The organism is Pseudoalteromonas sp. DY56-GL22 (assembly GCF_041414715.1).
GTDB classification, from domain to species: Bacteria; Pseudomonadota; Gammaproteobacteria; order Enterobacterales; family Alteromonadaceae; genus Pseudoalteromonas; species Pseudoalteromonas simplex.
The window spans coordinates 341521-359944 of record NZ_JANHZR010000002.1; the positions used below are offsets into that span (position 1 = coordinate 341521).

Below are 18424 nucleotides of genomic sequence, written 5' to 3' on the forward strand. Positions count from 1 at the left end.
GTAGTAATCACGATGGATTTAATCAGAATAGCCAAAGCTCAACTTGCTTATGGTACGCATCCGCTACTAGATGATGCTGATGCCGTTATTGAGTCAGGTGAGCGTGTTTGTATCGTTGGTCGAAACGGTGCAGGTAAATCAACACTATTAAAAGTGCTTGATGGCCAAGTGACATTGGATGATGGTGAAATCAACCAATTAGGCGGTATTCGCATTTCACGTTTAGAGCAAGATCCACCAAAAGGGGCGGCAGGCTCAGTATTTGATTATGTAGCGCAGGGTATGCCTGACATCGCTAACTTACTGATAGAATATCACCAAGTTAGTAATCAAATGCAAACAGACTATAACGATAAATTGCTTAACAAATTAGAGCGTTTATCTAATCAATTAGAAACCGTTGATGGCTGGCGTTTTGATACCCGTATTCAGCTCGTTTTATCTCGCTTAGAGCTAGACCCAGAAGCCAAGCTTGAATCATTATCGGGTGGTTGGCTACGTAAAGTTGCGCTTGCAAGAGCCTTGGTTAGTGAACCTGATTTACTGCTACTTGATGAGCCTACCAACCACTTAGATATGAGTAGTGTTATTTGGCTTGAGCAGTTTTTAAAAGAGTTTAAAGGCGGTATCGTTTTTATTTCTCACGACCGTGCATTCATTCGAGCAGTTGCAACCCGTATTCTTGACTTAGACCGTGGTAAGCTGGTTTCGTACCCTGGCGATTACGCGACGTACCTTGAGCAAAAAGCGCATGATTTAAAAGTAGAAGAAACACAAAACGCACTATTTGATAAACGCTTAGCAGAAGAAGAAGCGTGGATCCGCCAAGGTATTAAAGCACGTAGAACGCGTAATGAAGGTCGTGTGCGCGCTTTAAAAGAGTTACGTAAAGAGCGTAAGCAGCGTGTTGATCAGGTCGGTAAAACCGATTTCAATATTGAAACAGCGGATCGTTCAGGTAAATTAGTATTCGAAGCGAAAAACATCGGTCATGCATTTAAAGATAAAGTGATCGCGAAAGATTTCTCGACCCTTGTTATGCGTGGCGATCGTGTTGGCCTTGTCGGACCCAATGGTATTGGCAAAACAACACTGCTTAAAATTTTATTTGGTGACTTAACACCAGATAGCGGCAGTGTTAAGCAAGGTGTTAATTTAGAGTTTGCTTATTTTGACCAGTATCGTCAAAAGCTTGATGAAGAAGCCACAGTACAAGATAACGTAGCTGAAGGTAAGCAAGAAGTGATGATGGGCGGGCGCTCACGTCATGTACTTGGTTACTTGCAAGACTTCTTATTTCCACCGGCAAGAGCGCGTACGCCAGTAAAAGCACTTTCAGGTGGTGAGAAAAACCGCTTATTATTAGCAAAGTTATTTTTAAAGCCATCTAACATTATTGTTCTCGATGAGCCAACCAATGATCTTGATATTGAAACCTTAGAGCTCTTAGAAGAGATCATCAACCAATATCAGGGTACTGTGCTGATTGTAAGCCATGACCGTGAATTTATTGATAATACCTGTAATTCTGTATGGGCATTTGAAGGTAACGGCAAGATCACTGACATTGTCGGAGGCTATAGCGACTATGAAGCGTATGCAGCTCATTTAGCTGAGCAAGAAAAACAACAACAGCAACAAATTAAGCAAGAAAAGCCGGCCGTTGTTAGCCAAGATAAAACACCAAAGAAAAGTAATAAACTCTCTTACAAATTAAAACTTGAATTAGAAGAATTACCCAGTAAAGTGGAACAACTTGAAAAAGCGTTAGACGCTCAGCAAGTTGTGGTTAATGACCCTGACTTTTTTAAGCAAGATGCTGCAATTACAACAAAAGCATTGAACCATTTAGCCGAGTTAGAGTCTGAGCTTGAAGTCGCTTTTGAGCGCTGGGAAGAACTCGAAGATTTAAAGAATCAGTAGTAAGGATTAAAATGAAATACAAATTACTCGCTGCCAGTATTTTAGCCACCCTAAGTACCTCAGCGATGAGCGCAACCTATAAATTAGAAGAATTAGGTGGCGTTGATGGCGCTAAATTTAACTACGTAACAGATGTTAGTGAAAACGGTCACATCATAGGCTTAGCAAACGGTCTTTATAAGCTACCTATTGATATTTCATATATTGATTTCATAGATGATAGCTATCTTGAATCAGCTTATGATACTGCTGAAGCGCAATACGAACTCATTGATAAAGAAATTACATTCACACTTGACGATATTGCTAACAACGATGCGGTAAATACCAATGCAGATGCACATTCATTTATGGTTAGTTTTTTAACTGGTCGCTCAACTGACTCTGAATATCAAAAACTATCAAGTGCAATTGCAACGCTTTACACATCTGAAGGTGCTTCAGAGCAAGTTTTGTTTGATGAACAGTCACTTGATTTTGATGGCTTAACACGTTCAACTTCTAACTTACTAAATGCTGTAACAGATGACGGTGTAATGGTTGGTTGGGGAAGCGCACCTTACGAAAAAACATCATTCACACAAACAGATGAAGACGAAGAAGAAACCCACTTTTTAAGAGACTTCATTAGCCGTGCAATTGTTATCACCGAAGACGGTGTAAAAGTAGAACTTGCACCAGAGTTTGATGAGTACGGTGGTGTTAGCTCAGCAAATGACATTATCAAAACAGCAAATGGTTATGAAGTTGTAGGTACTGTTTCAACGGATATCGCCGTTGATCCACTTGATGATATTACTGATAACTGTGATGGCGAAGATGAGCCAGTTTCAGACTGTGTAGAAGCGTACAACCGTACTTATTCAACGGGTATTTATAATAAACGAGCTGTTAAGTGGACATTAGACAGTAATCTAAACATCACCAATACAGAAATGTATGGCTTAGGTTTAACGCCTGAAGATGATGAAGATTTCGCGTTCCGTAGTAACGCACTTGCGATAAACGAAAATGGTTTAGTGGTTGGTACGTCTGATGTGCGTTACAAGAGTAATAGCACACGTATTAGTATGCCTGTTATTTTCGAAAATGGTGAAGTGAAAGAGTTTATCGACCAAGAGGACGATTGGATTTCAGGTCAGCCATTAGCCGTTAACAATGATGATGTTGTAGTCGGTTATGCAACTAAACGTATTGATGGTACGAATAGAACTAAGTTCTTTTACTATGATAAAAATAGCGACAGTGTTGTTTTCCCAACGGATTACTTCTCAAGCTCAAGCTCATTAGCTAACGATATTAATGATAATGGTATTGTTGTTGGTGAGGGTGAAACAGATATTTATAATACTTCTACGCGTCGTCGTGAAGGTTTCATGTACACCATTGGTGAAGACTCAGTTGTAAACTTAAACGATTTATTACCTTGTTATGAAGAAGATGGTGAGACTCGCTTTAAGTACACGGTTGCTGAAGCGAAATCAATTAACAACAATAATGAAATCTTTGGTGTTGCGACTAAAACTGTTGAAAAGACAGATTCATTCGGTAATGTTGTCGTCGATGTTGATGGCAATATCGAATATGAAAGTATTGCTGTTGCTGTTAAGTTAACACCAATTGATGGCAGTGTTGAAGAATGTCCTGCAGAAGAGATTGAACAATACGAGCGTCAATCAGCAAGCTTCCCATGGTATGCTTTATTGCTATTACCATTTGCAGCTGCACGTAGCTTCTTTAAAAAGTAATCGTTTCGTAATCGAGACTTACTAATCAATATTAAAAAACCCAGCTTTAAGCTGGGTTTTTTGTCTATACTGAAATCAGTTATTTTTTATGGCGATGTATCCATGCTTTTCGGACTGAGCGTTTCCAAAGCATGTCGGTAGCAAAATAACCGATGATAGCAGCAGCAGTAGCACAAATAAGTGAGCCAACTAAAAAGGCTGGGCCAATTGTTGTAAGGCTATCTATAAACCATTGCCAGCTTGGTTCAAATTGGAAGTGCTGTTGTGGCTGAGCAAGGGCAATCGTGCCTACAATATATGAACAATAGAAAATAGGAGGCATGGTTAGTGGGTTCGTGATCCACACGGTTGCAACAGAAATCGGTAAATTTACTCGAAATGGAATAGCCAGGGCGGCTGCAAGAACCATTTGAAAAGGAACAGGGATGAACGCAAAAAATAAACCAACCGCAAATGCACCACGTGCTGAGCGTCTATTTAAGTGCCATAAATTGGCATCATGCAATAAACGACCAAAAATTCTTAAATACTTGTGTTCTTTTACCTTGTTATGATCTGGTAAAAAGCGTTGGATCGTTTTCTTAGCCATTTAAAGCAACCATTTACATCTATTTGGTTATGCAGCGGCTTTGTCATAGGCTGTTTTTTCACCCTATATACATTTGGCACTGCGGCGTTTTATATAATGAGTTTTGCTGTATTGCTAGCAGGTGCCTATTTTAAGCCTTTTTTAACTCTATTGTCAGGGTTTATTTGCGCTATTTTGGTAGTGATTTTTCATTACTTCATCTTTTACTCAATCTCTGACTGCAAAATAGATTATCAACAAAGCCGATTAGTTCGATTTCAGGTAGTTGAAACATACAGTGAACAAAGCCCTTACTACATTAAAGCAAGTCTAAAACATATTGAATCTTGCCCTACAAGCATCCGACCTGCTCCTAATGCAATGCTCAGCATTACTTCAGATAAACCAGTTACTAGTGGAGATGAATTTAGCGCAGTACTCAAACTTAAACCTTATCGGTCAGTAAAAAATTTCTACAGTTTTAATAGAGAACGGCAAGCATTATTTGAGCGAGTATTTTATAAAGGCCGAAGCGTAGGAGAGATAAGCTATTTAAATCATCATCAATATGACTCCCTGCGTGTGAGTTACCGCACTTATATTGATAAAATTACGGCAAACACCCAATTACAATGGCTTTATTATGCGCTTTTAACCGGTGACAAAAGTAAAATAGGTTATGAAGATAGAAAGCACTTGCGTGAATTAGGATTGTCTCATCTACTTGCTATTTCGGGTCTTCATATCGGACTTATCTTCGCAGTCGGTTTTTATAGTAGTAAGTGGCTGTTAAGAGTGAGTCACTTTCGTGTAAGCCAATCAATTCAATTAAATAAGCTATTTGTTGTAATAGGGTTCAGTTGCTCGCTCGTTTATGTTTACTTAAGTGATTTTATAGTTTCTGCAAGCCGGGCGCTGCTAATGTTAGGCTGCTACCTTGTAATCTATAACTTAGGAAAAAACCCAGTGCGTTGGCGTTCAATTTTGTACGCCTTGAGTGTGGTGTTGTTTATAGACCCATTTACGCTGTTGAATCCTGGGCTCTATTTCAGTTTTTTGGCCGTTACGATCATCTTTCTACTGACTAAAAAAACAATTAATTTGTCACTTAGTTTTTTAAAGCGATTTGTACAGCTACTGCAAGTTCAATGCGCTTTATTTGTTGGTTTACTACCGCTATCCTTATATTACTTTTCAGGTACTAGCGTGATAGGTTTATTGATTAACCTTATTGCTGTGCCCTTGGTTGGTGTGCTGTTATTGCCTTTGTTGATTTTTTATAGTCTGATTTCTAGCCTACTGGATATTTCAGGTCTGTTATCACTGATCGACAGTGCCCTGTATTTTAGTTATCAACTATTGCTTTCTATCCCTAATGACTGGCGTTGGTTGTCGTTCAATGAGTTTAATTTCTCATTATTGATCATCAGTTACATAACACTTCTGCTGTTGTACTTTAGCCCTAATAAATATGTGTGTTTAATTCCTGTTTGTATATATGCCGTTGATAGTGAATTACAGCCAGAAGCTAAGTTTCAGTTGGATGTGTTTGATGTCGGGCATGGCTTAATGGTGATGGTAAGCAGTAAAAATAAAGCGATAATTTATGATTTAGGCCCACAGTATTTTGGCCGTTATGATTATGTACACCGCGTATTACTTAACAACATCAATAAACAGCAGCTATCTGTGATTGCCACCATAGTAAGCCACTTAGATAACGACCACTCTGGTGGTTTAGCAAGTTGGAAAGTGGCTGGCTATCAACACACTTTAGCTACTTTTCATCCTCAGGGACTGTTAAATAAGTGCAAAACAACCAACCTCAAACTTGCTGAGCTCAATATCAGAAGTTTTACAGCAAAGGTAGAAAAAGCGAGTCGCAATGACCAGTCTTGCTTATTAAAAGTAACAGGTTTTAATTATTCACTTTTACTAACTGGAGATATATCAGCAGCGGCAGAAGCTAAACTTATTGAAGAGGAGGTGGATTTACGAGCGACTATTTTAATAAGCCCCCATCATGGCAGTAATACCTCGTCAAGTTATGAATTTATGGATGCAGTAAATCCTGAAGTAGTTATCCATTCATCTGCTTACCAAGGGCAATGGCACTTTCCTCACCCAGAGGTTGTAAATCGTTATAACCAACACCATATACAGCAGTTATCGACGGCAAAGTATGGCCATATACGCATAAAATTTTATTCAGATACGTATCGCTTAGAATTTGCGCGAGTGCAGGAAAGTTATTGGTTCGAACAAGATTGACGTTTTGTTTTTATCCCCTAAAGGCTACAATAGTCGAAGTCTATGAATAAGAGAGTGTTATGGATCAAACTACATCCCAAATCTATAAGCGATTAATCAGTTATGTGGGTGATTATAAGTTAATCGCGTTTTTCGCCATTGTAGGCATGATTGGCTATTCAGCCATGGATGCATTGTTTATCAATTTAATGAAGCCCTTCATTGATGAAGGTTTAAATGATCGTAACACTGATGTTTTAACTTATGCACCATTTGTTGTGATTGCATTGGTATTAGGTCGTGGCATGTTTAACTATATGTCGTCGTACTGTTTAAGTTATGTTGGCTCTCAAGTTGTAAGAACGTTGCGCCAACAATTATTCGAACATATTTTACATCTGCCGGTGTCTTTTCATGATAAAAATTCAAATGGCGATTTAATCTCTAAAATCACCTTTGATACTGAGCAGGTTCAACAAGCCATTACCAAAGCCCTGTTAATTGTTGTAAGAGAAGGGGCCTTTGTTGTTTTCTTACTTTTCAATATGTTTTATACCAGTTGGAAGCTATCACTGATATTTTTAGTCATTATTCCGCTGGTGGCTGTGATTGTTGCCTTTGTATCGAAACGTTTTCGTATGATTTCGAAAAAAATCCAATCTGCTATGGGCCAAGTAACTCGCAGCTCAGAGCAAATGCTATCTGGTCATAAAGTGATACATGGCTTTGGTGGTCAACAGCAAGAGATATCGCAATTCTCGGCTATTAATAATCATAATCGTCAGCAGCGCATTAAAATGGATGCAACTAAAGCGTTAAGCGTTTCTGTTATCCAAATTTTGGCAGCAAGCGCGATGGCCGTGATTTTATGGGTTGTTTCTATGCCGTCGATGATTGATACCATCAGTTCAGGTGACTTCGTATTACTTATTTCATCAATGATGATGTTATTACGGCCACTGAAGCAACTTTCAAACGTTAATAGTGATTTACAACGAGGTATTTCGGCAGCGCAAAGTATCTTTTTGGTACTTGATGAAGAAGTAGAAAAAGACACAGGCACCTACAGCGTTGATAAAGTAACTGGGAAAATTGAAGTAAACAATGTGACCTTTAAATACCCAACGAAAGATGAGCCTGTATTAAAGAATTTATCACTTTCGATTAATGCAGGTGAAAGCATTGCACTGGTTGGCCGTTCAGGCTCAGGTAAATCGACCATCTCAAATTTATTACCGCGTTATTATGAGCTTGAAGCTGGCAGTGAAATTTTGCTTGATGGCGTCAACATTGCTGATTACAAACTGACAGACTTACGTAAGCAATTTGCACTCGTTTCACAGCAAGTGGTTTTATTTAACGACACCATAACGAATAACATTTGCTATGGCCTCGACCGCGAATTAACAAACGAGGAGTTAATGGCCGTTGCCAAGCAAGCCCATGTTTGGGAGTTTGTTAAAGACTTACCAGAAGGTTTAGATACCATGGTGGGTGAAAACGGCGTTATGTTGTCAGGCGGCCAGCGTCAGCGAATAGCCATTGCACGTGCAATATTAAAAAATGCCCCTATTTTGATTCTTGATGAGGCGACATCTGCACTTGACACTGAATCTGAAAAACTGATTCAGCAAGCACTTGATAGCTTAATGAAAGAAAAAACATCGATTGTGATAGCACACCGTTTATCAACAATAGAAAACAGTGATTGCATTTATGTCATCGACCATGGTCAAGTTATCGAAAAGGGCACGCATGGCGAGCTACTTGAAAAAGACGGTACCTATAGTGCGTTATGTAAGATGCAGTTTGGTGAGCAGTAGTGAGTGTTATTGAAAAAAGCTGGTATAAAAAGCCAGGTTTATTAAGCATTTTACTCTTGCCTTTGAGTGTGCTTTTTTGGCTTATCTCAACGCTTCGTGCTTTGTTTTATAAGCTAAATATACTTAAGGCTTTTAAAGCGCATGTTCCTGTCATTGTTGTTGGTAACATTAGTGTGGGTGGAAACGGCAAAACGCCCTTTGTTATTTGGCTTGCTGAGTACTTACAGCAGCAAGGTTTAAAAGTGGCTGTGATCAGCCGTGGCTACGGTGGTCAGTCTGATTCGTATCCTTTGTTAGTGACAGAACAAACGACGACAACGCAAGCAGGTGACGAACCTGTACTTATTAAACGCCGCCTAGGTTGTGTTGTAATGGTTGGCCCTGACCGACAAGCGAGTATAAAAAAATTAGAACAACATGATATCGATGTCATTATTTCTGATGATGGCATGCAGCATTATAAAATGGCGCGTGATATCGAATGTTGTATTGTTGATAGTGAACGCCAATTTGGTAACGGTTTATTAATGCCTGCAGGTCCACTTCGTGAAACCAAAGCGCGCTTAAAATCGGTTGATTTAGTCATAGAAAATGGTGGCAACGCACAAAGCCGCTATGATTTAGCATCAAGCCCATTTCGAACCGTGAGTAATTCAGAACTCGCCAATTCAGTTCAAGAGAAAGGCCATGCGGTCAGTGCTATTGGTAACCCCAAACGCTTTGAAATAAGTCTTGAGCAGCAAGGCATTAACTTACTATCTACTCATCATTTTCGTGATCATTATGCCTACCAAGCAAATGACTTTAGCGATTTTGCAGATGACGCTGTATTTATGACAGAAAAAGATGCAGTTAAATGCTTTAGTTTTGCTAAACCAAATTGGTATTATTTACCTGTTGATGCAAAGCCAACAGCAGCAGTTATCGAAAAACTTAATTTATTATTAAAACAAAAAGGGATCCTCAATGGCCTTTGATACAAAATTACTTGAAATTATCGCTTGCCCAGTGTGTAAAGGTAAATTACGTCTTGATAAAGAGAATCAAGAGCTTATCAGTACTGCTGCGAAATTAGCGTACCCAATCAAAGACGATATCCCGGTGCTTTTAGAAAATGAAGCCCGTGAATTAAGCCAAGAAGAGGTTGATAAGTGGAATTCGTAGTCGTTATCCCAGCTCGCTACGCATCGACGCGTTTACCAGGTAAACCACTTGCTGATATTTGTGGTAAACCAATGATCCAACATGTTTATGAAAAAGCGGTTGCGTCAGGTGCATCACAAGTTTATGTAGCGACTGATCATCAAACAGTGTTTGATGCAGTAAAGAAGTTTACTGATAATGTATTGATGACACGAGAAGATCACCAATCAGGCACAGAACGTTTAGCTGAGGTTGTTGAACAGTTAAAACTCGAAAGTGACACTATTGTTGTCAACGTGCAAGGTGATGAGCCTTTATTGGCAAGCGAAAATGTATCTCAAGTTGCCATGCTACTTGCTGATTCTGATGCGCCAATGGCGACTTTGAGCACCAGCATTGATGAGATTGACGATATATTTAATCCCAATTGCGTGAAAGTCATTAACGATGCAGACAACAACGCACTGTATTTTTCGCGCTCGCCAATCCCTTATCATCGTGATGCGATGATGAATGATGACAAAGATAAGCTAAATCTTGCTGATTTTGCGCGCCATATTGGTATTTATGCTTATCGTGCTGGTTTTATTAAGGACTACATCGAATTACCAGAATCTCGATTAGAGCTTTTAGAGTCATTAGAGCAGCTTCGTGTACTTTATCATGGTCACAAAATTAAAATCGCAAAAGCTCTGTGTGCACCGCAAGCAGGCGTAGATACTCCTGAAGATTTAGCGCGCGTTATTGCAGTACTTGGCAACTAAAAAATGCATGATGTAAACAATGTTCATCTTCATGCCAGTGAAGATGACTTTTTTGTTTTTTATAAACCAGCAGGTGTGAGCTTTCATAGTGAACAATGTGCTGGTTTTGTCGTACTTGCTGAAGAGTTTGTCAATGAGAAGCTCTATCCGGTTCATCGGCTAGATAAAGTAACATCGGGTTTAATTATATTAGCCCGTAACAAAGAAGCAGCAGCCGAATTCACTTCGCTATTTTCAGCCCATCAAGTCAATAAGTTTTATCTCGCAGTGAGTGATGCTAAGCCTAAGAAAAAGCAAGGTTGGATAAAAGGGGATATGCAAAAAAGTCGTCGTGGAGCATTTAAGCTGTTAAAGAGCCAAACGAATCCTGCTATCACACGCTTTTATTCAAAAAGTATTCGACCAGGGCTTCGTGCATACTTGTTAAAGCCATTTTCAGGTAAGACACATCAGCTTAGAGTCGCGATGAAAAGCTTAGGCGCTCCAATTCTAGGTGATAGTACCTATGCGGGAAGTGAAGACGAGCGCACAAACTTGCATGCCTATGCACTACAATTTAGCTATAAAGGGCAGCTTAAAGAATATCGATGCGATTACACTTTAGGTGCTCATCTTAATGAAGTTTTTAACTCAGACGAATTCAAAGAGTGGACAGCTCCTTGGACGTTGGATTGGTAAATGAAAGAAACAACACAAGACATCCGTTTTGGTGGCATTAAACGTTTATATGGTCATCAACAATTTGATTGGTTACAACAAGCACATTTTTGTGTCATTGGTATTGGTGGCGTAGGTAGTTGGGCTGCTGAAGCATTGGCTCGAACGGGTGTAGGGCAATTAACCCTCATTGATTTAGATGATATTTGTGCAACCAATGTTAATCGTCAAATTCATGCTTTAACTGGCACCGTAGGCGAAGCAAAAGTAGAAGCGATGAAAACACGTTGTGAGTTGATAAACCCAGATATCAAAATTAATGTTATTGACGATTTCATTACGCTAGATAACATTCGTGAGCATATTCAAGGTTTTGACTATGTGATTGATTGTATTGATGCTGTAAAAGAAAAAGCTGCGCTTATTGCTCACTGTAAACGCATAAAACTACCGGTTATTACCACCGGAGGCGCAGGCGGGCAAACCGACCCGAGTCAAATCAGTTTTGGTGACGTTGCAAAGACAACTCATGATCCATTGCTTGCAAAAGTACGTTATATTTTGCGAAAACAGTACAACTTTAGTAGCAATCCAAAGCGAAAATTTAACGTCGATTGTGTTTATTCTACAGAGCAGCTTGTATATCCAACCTCTGAAGGTGAGGTTTGCCAAGCAAAACAAGGTGCAGATGGTTCAATGAATATGGACTGCAATAATGGTTTTGGCTCTGCAACTATGGTAACAGGCAGCTTTGGCTTTTTTGTTGCAGCCAAAGCGATTAGAAAATACCTCGATAAAAAACAGCGTAGTTTATAAAACTTATTGTTTTTGTTCAGCCATGGTTTGAATTTTATCAACCATGGCTTTTATACCATTACCACGAGAAGGGCTCAAATGGCTAATTAGACCGAGTCGTTCAAATTCATCATAGGCATTAATTTGCGTTGCTTGCTCCGGTGTTAGACCATTGTATAAGGCTAAAATTAAAGCTAATAGTCCTTTAACGATGCGAGTATCTGAATCGCCCGCTAAAACCAGGCTGTTTTCAGTATGATCAAAGTCGATATATAGCCAAACTTTACTTTCACAGCCTTTAACTAGAGCATCATCTACTTTGAGTACTTCAGGCATAACAGGTAATTGCTTACCTAAGAGCATTATTTGGCGATATTTTTGCTGCCACCCAGCAACTGTTTCAATGTTTTTACTAACGGCTTCAAACGCTGAATTCATAACTTATCCAAAATTAATCTAATAACTCAATACTACTTTTAACAGCACTGATAAAGGCATCGACATCAGCTTTAGTGTTATATAACGCAAAACTTGCTCGTACAGTACCTGGGATGCCTAAATGACTCATTATAGGTTGCGTACAATGATGGCCACTACGTACCGCAACGCCAAATCCATCAAGTAGGGTGGCTAAATCAAACGGATGTTCATCACGATAATTAAAACTAATGTTACCGATGTTATCTGTTTGGTTTGAATAGATATTAATACCACCAATAGCTGATAATTGTTTTATCGCATAGTCAAAAACTGTATGCTCATGTTGACGCATTTGCTGAAAATCTAACGATATTAAATAATTTATTGCCTCACTAAAGGCAATGACACCTGCAATATTGGGTGTTCCTGCTTCAAATTTACCCGGCGCATCACGAAAAGTGCTGTGTGTTAGGTTCACTGTTTCGATCATTTCGCCACCGGTTTGATATACATCGAGCGAATTTAACAGCTCAAATCGGCCATATAGGCCTCCTAAACCTGTCGGCCCGAGCATTTTATGGGCAGAAAACACGTAAAAATCACAGGAAATTTCTTGTAAATTAGGGCGTAAATGCATCGCTGCCTGCGCACCATCAATAACCGAAATAGCATTAATGGCTTTACATGCGCTAATGATTGGCGCTAAATCAGTAATATTACCAAGAGTATTTGATGCATGGGTAATAGCGACTATTTTAGGCTTTTGTTGCTTGATAAATTCACTACAGTGCACGCTATTAATAGTTAAATCATTTTCTATCGGCAAAATAATGACTTCTGCACCGGTACGCTGAGCTAGCTGTTGCCAAGGGACTATGTTGGCGTGGTGTTCAATGGCTGATAGGGCAATTTTATCGCCAGGATTAAGCCTCGAAACCAGACCATTTGCGATTAAATTAATCGATTCGGTTGCGCCTTTGGTCCACACTATCTCATTATTTTTTACAGAAAAATAATCTGCAAGTAGCGTTCGTGTATGCTCATATTGGCGTGTCGCGTTTTCACTGAGTGTATGGCGGCCGCGGTGCACATTGGCGTTCTCATGGCTATAAAAACGGCTAAGAGCATTAATAACTGCCTGGGGCTTTTGAGAGGTCGCTGCTGAGTCTAAATACACCAAAGGCTGCTCATTGACTGTTTCATTCAGTATTGGAAAGTCAGCACGTATTTTTGTGATATCGAACATGAAAGGCCTTAAGCTACAAGAATGCGACGATTTTAATTACTTTGCACAAATAGACAAGTGCAGGGCAACAAAAAAGGCCGCATAGCGGCCTTTTTTAAACGCAAATTCGTATTAACGCTTGTCTGTTGGCACGTAATCGCGTGAAGTTTCACCAGTGTATAACTGACGAGGACGGCTGATCTTGTGACCAGGTTGAGAAAGCATCTCATCCCAGTGAGAGATCCAACCAACAGTACGTGACATTGCAAAGATTACAGTGAACATGCTTGTTGGAATACCGATTGCTTTTAAGATGATACCTGAGTAGAAATCTACGTTAGGGTAAAGTTTCTTCTCAACGAAGTATGGGTCTTCAAGTGCAATTTGCTCAAGCTTCATAGCGATATCAAGAAGTGGATCTTGAATGTTTAGCTCAGCAAGTACTTCGTGACATGTTTGACGCATTACTGTCGCACGTGGGTCGAAGTTTTTGTATACACGGTGACCAAAGCCCATAAGACGGAAAGGATCAGACTTATCTTTCGCTTTAGCAACGTACTCATCGATACGGTCAACAGAACCAATTTCTTCTAACATGTTAAGACATGCTTCGTTAGCACCACCGTGCGCAGGGCCCCATAGAGATGCGATACCAGCCGCGATACACGCGTAAGGGTTAGCACCTGAAGAACCAGCTAGACGAACAGTTGACGTTGATGCGTTTTGCTCATGGTCAGCGTGAAGCATGAAGATTTTGTCCATTGCTTTAGCAAGAACAGGGCTTACTTTGTATTCTTCAGCTGGTACTGAGAACATCATGTGTAAGAAGTTTTCAGCGAAGCTTAAGTCGTTACGTGGGTAAACAAACGGTTGACCTACATTGTATTTGTAAGCCATCGCAGCGATAGTTGGTAGTTTAGCAACTAGCTTGATTGCGCTTGTTTTACGTTGTGTTGCGTCAGTGATGTCTAAATCTTCGTGGTAGAAAGAAGATAGAGCACCTACAACACCACACAGCATTGCCATTGGGTGAGCGTCAAAGCGGAAACCTTGGAAGAAGTTTGCGATTTTAGTATCGAGCATTGTGTTGTGCGTGATTTCTTGAGCAAACGCTTCGTATTGTTCTTTAGTCGGTAATTCGCCGTTTAATAGTAAGTAGCAAAGCTCGATGTAGTTTGATTCATCAGCTAATTGCTCGATTGGGTAACCACGGTGTAATAGAACACCTTTGCCGCCATCGATGTAAGTGATTGAAGATTCACAAGAACCGGTCGACATGAAACCTGGGTCGTAAGTGAAGTGACCGTGTGAACCTAACGTACGTACGTCGATTACGTCTTGGCCAGCAGTGCCTTGGTAAATTGGAAGTTCGATTGGATCAAGACCATCAATATGGACCGTGGCTTTCTTATCCGCCATCTATTTATCTCCTATTAAGATAACAACTCTGATTGTTATGTTCTGAATCTGTTTAAGCACATTCTTTTCATTTTAACGTGAAAGAGGGGTATAAAGTCAATTTTTATAAACATTATGCACAAATGGATAATAAATATTCTGTCAGGATTAAATATTATACTATTGGCTAATTCGCAAACGTCTCTTACTAAACAAGAATTGTAAAAAGACCTTTGGCTATATATACTATCCAAGGTTTTATACCGTATTGTCTGTAGGTAAACTTTATTTTTACATTTGAGTTTTGCATAAGTGTGAACTTTTTGTGTATCAACACGGTTTACTTAGATAGTTCCATCGAAATTCATTTTGATGGGTTTTAGAAAAACAAGTAGATGAGCCCGATAAGGGCAAGATGGGCAAGTAACTGTGAAAAAGCAAAGACCTGTAAATCTAGATCTAACAACTATATCTATGCCGGCAACGGCTAAAGCATCAATTTTACACCGCGTCACCGGTGTTGCATTATTTTTTGCTTTAACGTTTGTCATTTGGGCTTGGTCTGAGTCTCTTTCTTCTGCAGAAGGTTTTGAATTCGTCAAGGGTCTGTTCAGCGGATTCATTGCCAAATTCATAGCATGGGGCACCATTTCTGTATTGGCGTATCACTTAATTGGTGGTATCCGTCATATCATTATGGACATGGGTCACTGGGAAGAACTTGAATCAGGTAACTTCAGCGCTAAAGTTGCATTAGCTTTAGGTGTTGTAGCTGCAATTCTAGCAGGAGTGTGGATATGGTTTTAAATCAAGCAACTCTTAAACGTGATGGTGTACAAGATTTCGTATCACTACGTGCAACAGCATTAATAATCAGCGCTTACGCGATTTTTATTATCGGCTATTTTTTATGTACGCCAGAAGTCACTTTCGAAGCCTGGCAAGGCCTATTCTCTAACCTAGCAATGAAAGGGTTTACCTTAATTACCCTAGTTTGCATCATGGTTCACACCCGTATCGGCCTTTGGCAAGTTCTTACTGACTATGTTAAATGCGCTAAATTACGTGCTGTTTTAGGCTTTGTATTAAACCTTATGGCTGTTGCTTACGTAGCAATTGGTCTAATCGTTTTATGGGGTGTTTAAGTGAATTATTCTGTTCGTGAATTTGACGCTGTAGTGATTGGTGCCGGTGGTGCGGGTATGCGCGCAGCACTAGCTATCACTGAATCAGGCAAAACCTGTGCACTTATCTCAAAAGTTTTCCCTACACGTTCTCACACTGTGTCTGCACAGGGTGGTATTACGGTTGCGCTGGGTAACTCACATGAAGATAACTGGGAATGGCACATGTACGATACTGTTAAAGGTTCCGATTTTATCGGTGACCAAGACGCTATCGAATATATGTGTAAAACAGGCCCAGAAGCTATTACTGAATTAGAAAACATGGGTTTACCATTTTCTCGTTTTGAAAATGGCCGTGTTTATCAACGTCCTTTCGGCGGCCAGTCGAAAAACTTTGGTGGTGAACAGGCTGCACGTACTGCAGCAGCAGCTGACCGTACAGGTCACGCGCTATTACACTGTTTATACCAACAGAACGTTAAAAACAAAACTAACGTATTCTCTGAGTGGTACGCACTAGATTTAGTTAAAAACAGCGACGGTCACGTTGTTGGTTGTACAGCAATCGACATCGAGTCTGGTGAAGTTGTTTACTTCAAATCAAAAGCTGTTGTTTTAGCAACAGGTGGTGCAGGCCGTATCTATGCATCGACAACGAATGCACACATCAACACTGGTGACGGTGTTGGTATGGCTACACGTGCTGGCGTTGCAATGCAAGATATGGAAATGTGGCAGTTCCACCCAACAGGTATCGCCGGTGCCGGTGTACTTGTAACTGAAGGTTGTCGTGGTGAAGGTGGTTACCTTCTAAATAAAGACGGCGAACGCTTCATGGAACGTTACGCCCCAAATGCAAAAGACTTAGCATCTCGTGACGTTGTTGCTCGTTCAATGATGACTGAGATCCGTGAAGGTCGTGGTTGCGATGGTCCTTATGGTCCACACATCAAGCTTAAACTTGACCACTTAGGTGAAGAAACACTTAACTTACGTCTTCCAGGCGTATGTGACCTTGCGAAAACATTCGCACACGTTGATCCAGCTAAAGAGCCAATTCCAGTTATCCCAACATGTCACTACATGATGGGTGGTGTTCCAACTAACGTAAATGGTCAAGCATTACAAATTGATGCGAACGGCCAAGAGAAAGTAGTTGAAGGTTTATTCGCTGTTGGTGAGATTGCATGTGTATCTGTACACGGTGCTAACCGCCTAGGTGGTAACTCACTACTTGACTTAGTTGTATTCGGCCGCGCAGCTGGTAACTTCTTAGGTAAGTACCTTAACGGTGTTGAAGCAGGTAAAGATGCGTCTGATTCAGACCTTGAAGCATCACTTGCACGCTTTAACCGTTGGGAAAGCTCTAAAGCTGGCCAAGGTGAAGACCCAGTACAAATCAAGAAAGACCTACAAATGTGTATGCAACTTAACTTCTCGGTATTCCGTGAAGGTGATGCAATGGCAACAGGTCTTAAAGAGCTTAAAGAAATTCGTGAACGTCTTCAGTACGCTCGTCTTGACGACAAGTCTACTGAGTTCAACACTGCACGTATCGAATGTCTAGAGCTAGACAACTTGATGGAAACAGCTTACTCAACAGCAGTAGCTGCAAACTTCCGTACAGAAAGCCGTGGTGCACACTCTCGTTTTGACTTCCCAGATCGTGATGACGAAAACTGGTTATGTCACTCAATCTACGATCCTAAGAGCGAAGAAATGAGCAAACGTGACGTAAACTACGCGCCGAAACTGCGTGAAGCTTTCCCACCTAAAGCACGTACATACTAGGAGCGAGACGATGGCACAAGTACAATTTTCGGTTTATCGTTACAATCCAGATGTTGATAATGCACCACGTATGCAGGACTTCTCGCTAGAAACGCAAGAAGGCCAAGATATGATGGTATTGGATGCGCTTATGCAATTAAAAGAGCAAGATCCAACATTATCATTCCGTCGTTCATGCCGTGAAGGTGTGTGTGGTTCAGACGGTATCAACATGAATGGTAAAAACGGTTTAGCGTGTATTACTCCTTTATCAACGCTACTTAAAGGTGGCAAAGGTAAAATCGTAATTCGTCCTTTACCAGGTTTACCTGTGGTACGTGACCTTGTTATTGACATGAGTCAGTTCTACACTCAATACGAAAAAGTTAAGCCTTACCTAATCAACGACACGCCTGCGGCGGGTGAGCGTCTTCAGTCAATCGAAGAACGTGATAAGTTAGATGGCTTATATGAGTGTATCTTATGTGCATGTTGTTCAACATCGTGTCCTTCGTTCTGGTGGAATCCAGACAAGTTCATCGGTCCTGCGGGTCTTCTTCATGCGTATCGTTTCTTGGCTGATAGCCGCGATACAGCAACTGAAGAGCGTCTTGCTGACCTTGACGATGCGTTCAGCGTGTTCCGTTGTCACAGTATCATGAACTGTGTTAGCGTGTGTCCAAAAGGTCTTAACCCGACCAAAGCAATTGGACAAATCAAATCAATGCTTTTAAACCGCGCTGTTTAAAGCTTGAATATGTAAGGTGGTTAAGTGATTAACCACCTTGTTTTTACAACAATTAATTTCTGCGC

General features: G+C 40.4%; 17 protein-coding genes. 13 read left to right on the forward strand and 4 right to left on the reverse strand.

What is annotated here, in order from left to right:
- Positions 1 to 12 precede the first annotated feature (12 nt).
- Positions 13 to 1923 carry an ABC transporter ATP-binding protein gene (locus NO991_RS05470; protein WP_371351743.1) on the forward strand — a complete coding sequence of 637 codons (1911 nt, stop codon included), beginning with the start codon at positions 13 to 15 and terminating at the stop codon, positions 1921 to 1923.
- 11 nt (positions 1924 to 1934) lie between these two features.
- Entirely contained in the window at positions 1935 to 3671 is a 1737-nt protein-coding gene (locus NO991_RS05475) for a DUF3466 family protein (RefSeq protein WP_371351744.1), read from the forward strand.
- Positions 3672 to 3750: 79 nt separating this feature from the next.
- Here NO991_RS05475 and NO991_RS05480 read toward each other — a convergent pair whose 3' ends face one another.
- Positions 3751 to 4260 (reverse strand): DUF2062 domain-containing protein, encoded by a 510-nt coding sequence (locus NO991_RS05480; RefSeq protein WP_054551382.1) that lies wholly within the window; start codon positions 4258 to 4260, stop codon positions 3751 to 3753.
- A 96-nt stretch (positions 4261 to 4356) separates the two neighbouring features.
- Between NO991_RS05480 and NO991_RS05485 the strand changes: the two genes are divergently transcribed.
- The 7 genes from NO991_RS05485 to tcdA are packed head-to-tail and all read left to right on the forward strand — an operon-like array spanning position 4357 to position 11692.
- Positions 4357 to 6510: a DNA internalization-related competence protein ComEC/Rec2 gene (locus NO991_RS05485; RefSeq protein ID WP_371351745.1), complete on the forward strand. Its 2154-nt coding sequence runs from the start codon at positions 4357 to 4359 to the stop codon at positions 6508 to 6510.
- Positions 6511 to 6569: 59 nt separating this feature from the next.
- Positions 6570 to 8312 (forward strand): lipid A export permease/ATP-binding protein MsbA, encoded by a 1743-nt coding sequence (gene msbA, locus NO991_RS05490; protein WP_371351746.1) that lies wholly within the window; start codon positions 6570 to 6572, stop codon positions 8310 to 8312.
- A complete protein-coding gene (gene lpxK, locus NO991_RS05495; protein ID WP_138600662.1) occupies positions 8312 to 9289 on the forward strand; it encodes a tetraacyldisaccharide 4'-kinase in 978 nt (325 codons plus the stop codon). Before msbA ends, lpxK begins: the two co-directional genes overlap by 1 nt.
- Entirely contained in the window at positions 9279 to 9476 is a 198-nt protein-coding gene (locus tag NO991_RS05500; protein ID WP_036968654.1) for a Trm112 family protein, read from the forward strand. Before lpxK ends, NO991_RS05500 begins: the two co-directional genes overlap by 11 nt.
- The gene (kdsB, locus tag NO991_RS05505; protein WP_194441514.1) at positions 9464 to 10219 is read left to right on the forward strand and encodes a 3-deoxy-manno-octulosonate cytidylyltransferase; all 756 of its coding nucleotides are present in this window, start codon (positions 9464 to 9466) and stop codon (positions 10217 to 10219) included. Before NO991_RS05500 ends, kdsB begins: the two co-directional genes overlap by 13 nt.
- 3 nt (positions 10220 to 10222) lie before the next feature.
- Complete coding sequence (locus tag NO991_RS05510; protein WP_371351747.1) at positions 10223 to 10897, forward strand: TIGR01621 family pseudouridine synthase; 675 nt, start codon at positions 10223 to 10225, stop codon at positions 10895 to 10897.
- Entirely contained in the window at positions 10898 to 11692 is a 795-nt protein-coding gene (gene tcdA / locus NO991_RS05515; RefSeq protein ID WP_054561573.1) for a tRNA cyclic N6-threonylcarbamoyladenosine(37) synthase TcdA, read from the forward strand.
- 3 nt (positions 11693 to 11695) lie between these two features.
- Here tcdA and NO991_RS05520 read toward each other — a convergent pair whose 3' ends face one another.
- The 3 genes from NO991_RS05520 to NO991_RS05530 form a co-directional block, all read right to left on the reverse strand.
- Complete coding sequence (locus NO991_RS05520) at positions 11696 to 12109, reverse strand: SufE family protein (RefSeq protein WP_166340247.1); 414 nt, start codon at positions 12107 to 12109, stop codon at positions 11696 to 11698.
- A 13-nt stretch (positions 12110 to 12122) separates the two neighbouring features.
- Positions 12123 to 13337, reverse strand: a complete 1215-nt coding sequence (locus NO991_RS05525; RefSeq protein WP_339979097.1) for a SufS family cysteine desulfurase — start codon at positions 13335 to 13337, stop codon at positions 12123 to 12125.
- 111 nt (positions 13338 to 13448) lie between these two features.
- Positions 13449 to 14735, reverse strand: a complete 1287-nt coding sequence (locus tag NO991_RS05530) for a citrate synthase (RefSeq protein ID WP_054551373.1) — start codon at positions 14733 to 14735, stop codon at positions 13449 to 13451.
- A 408-nt stretch (positions 14736 to 15143) separates the two neighbouring features.
- On the opposite strand from NO991_RS05530, the gene sdhC reads away from it, so the two are divergent.
- The 4 genes from sdhC to NO991_RS05550 are packed head-to-tail and all read left to right on the forward strand — an operon-like array spanning position 15144 to position 18359.
- Complete coding sequence (gene sdhC / locus NO991_RS05535) at positions 15144 to 15521, forward strand: succinate dehydrogenase, cytochrome b556 subunit (protein ID WP_082389167.1); 378 nt, start codon at positions 15144 to 15146, stop codon at positions 15519 to 15521.
- Positions 15512 to 15859: a succinate dehydrogenase, hydrophobic membrane anchor protein gene (gene sdhD / locus NO991_RS05540; protein ID WP_054551371.1), complete on the forward strand. Its 348-nt coding sequence runs from the start codon at positions 15512 to 15514 to the stop codon at positions 15857 to 15859. The genes sdhC and sdhD overlap by 10 nt, the downstream gene beginning before the upstream one ends.
- The gene (gene sdhA, locus NO991_RS05545) at positions 15860 to 17632 is read left to right on the forward strand and encodes a succinate dehydrogenase flavoprotein subunit (RefSeq protein ID WP_054551370.1); all 1773 of its coding nucleotides are present in this window, start codon (positions 15860 to 15862) and stop codon (positions 17630 to 17632) included.
- A 10-nt stretch (positions 17633 to 17642) separates the two neighbouring features.
- On the forward strand, positions 17643 to 18359 hold the full coding sequence (locus NO991_RS05550) for a succinate dehydrogenase iron-sulfur subunit (protein WP_054551369.1): 717 nt from the start codon (positions 17643 to 17645) through the stop codon (positions 18357 to 18359).
- Positions 18360 to 18424: the final 65 nt, after the last annotated feature.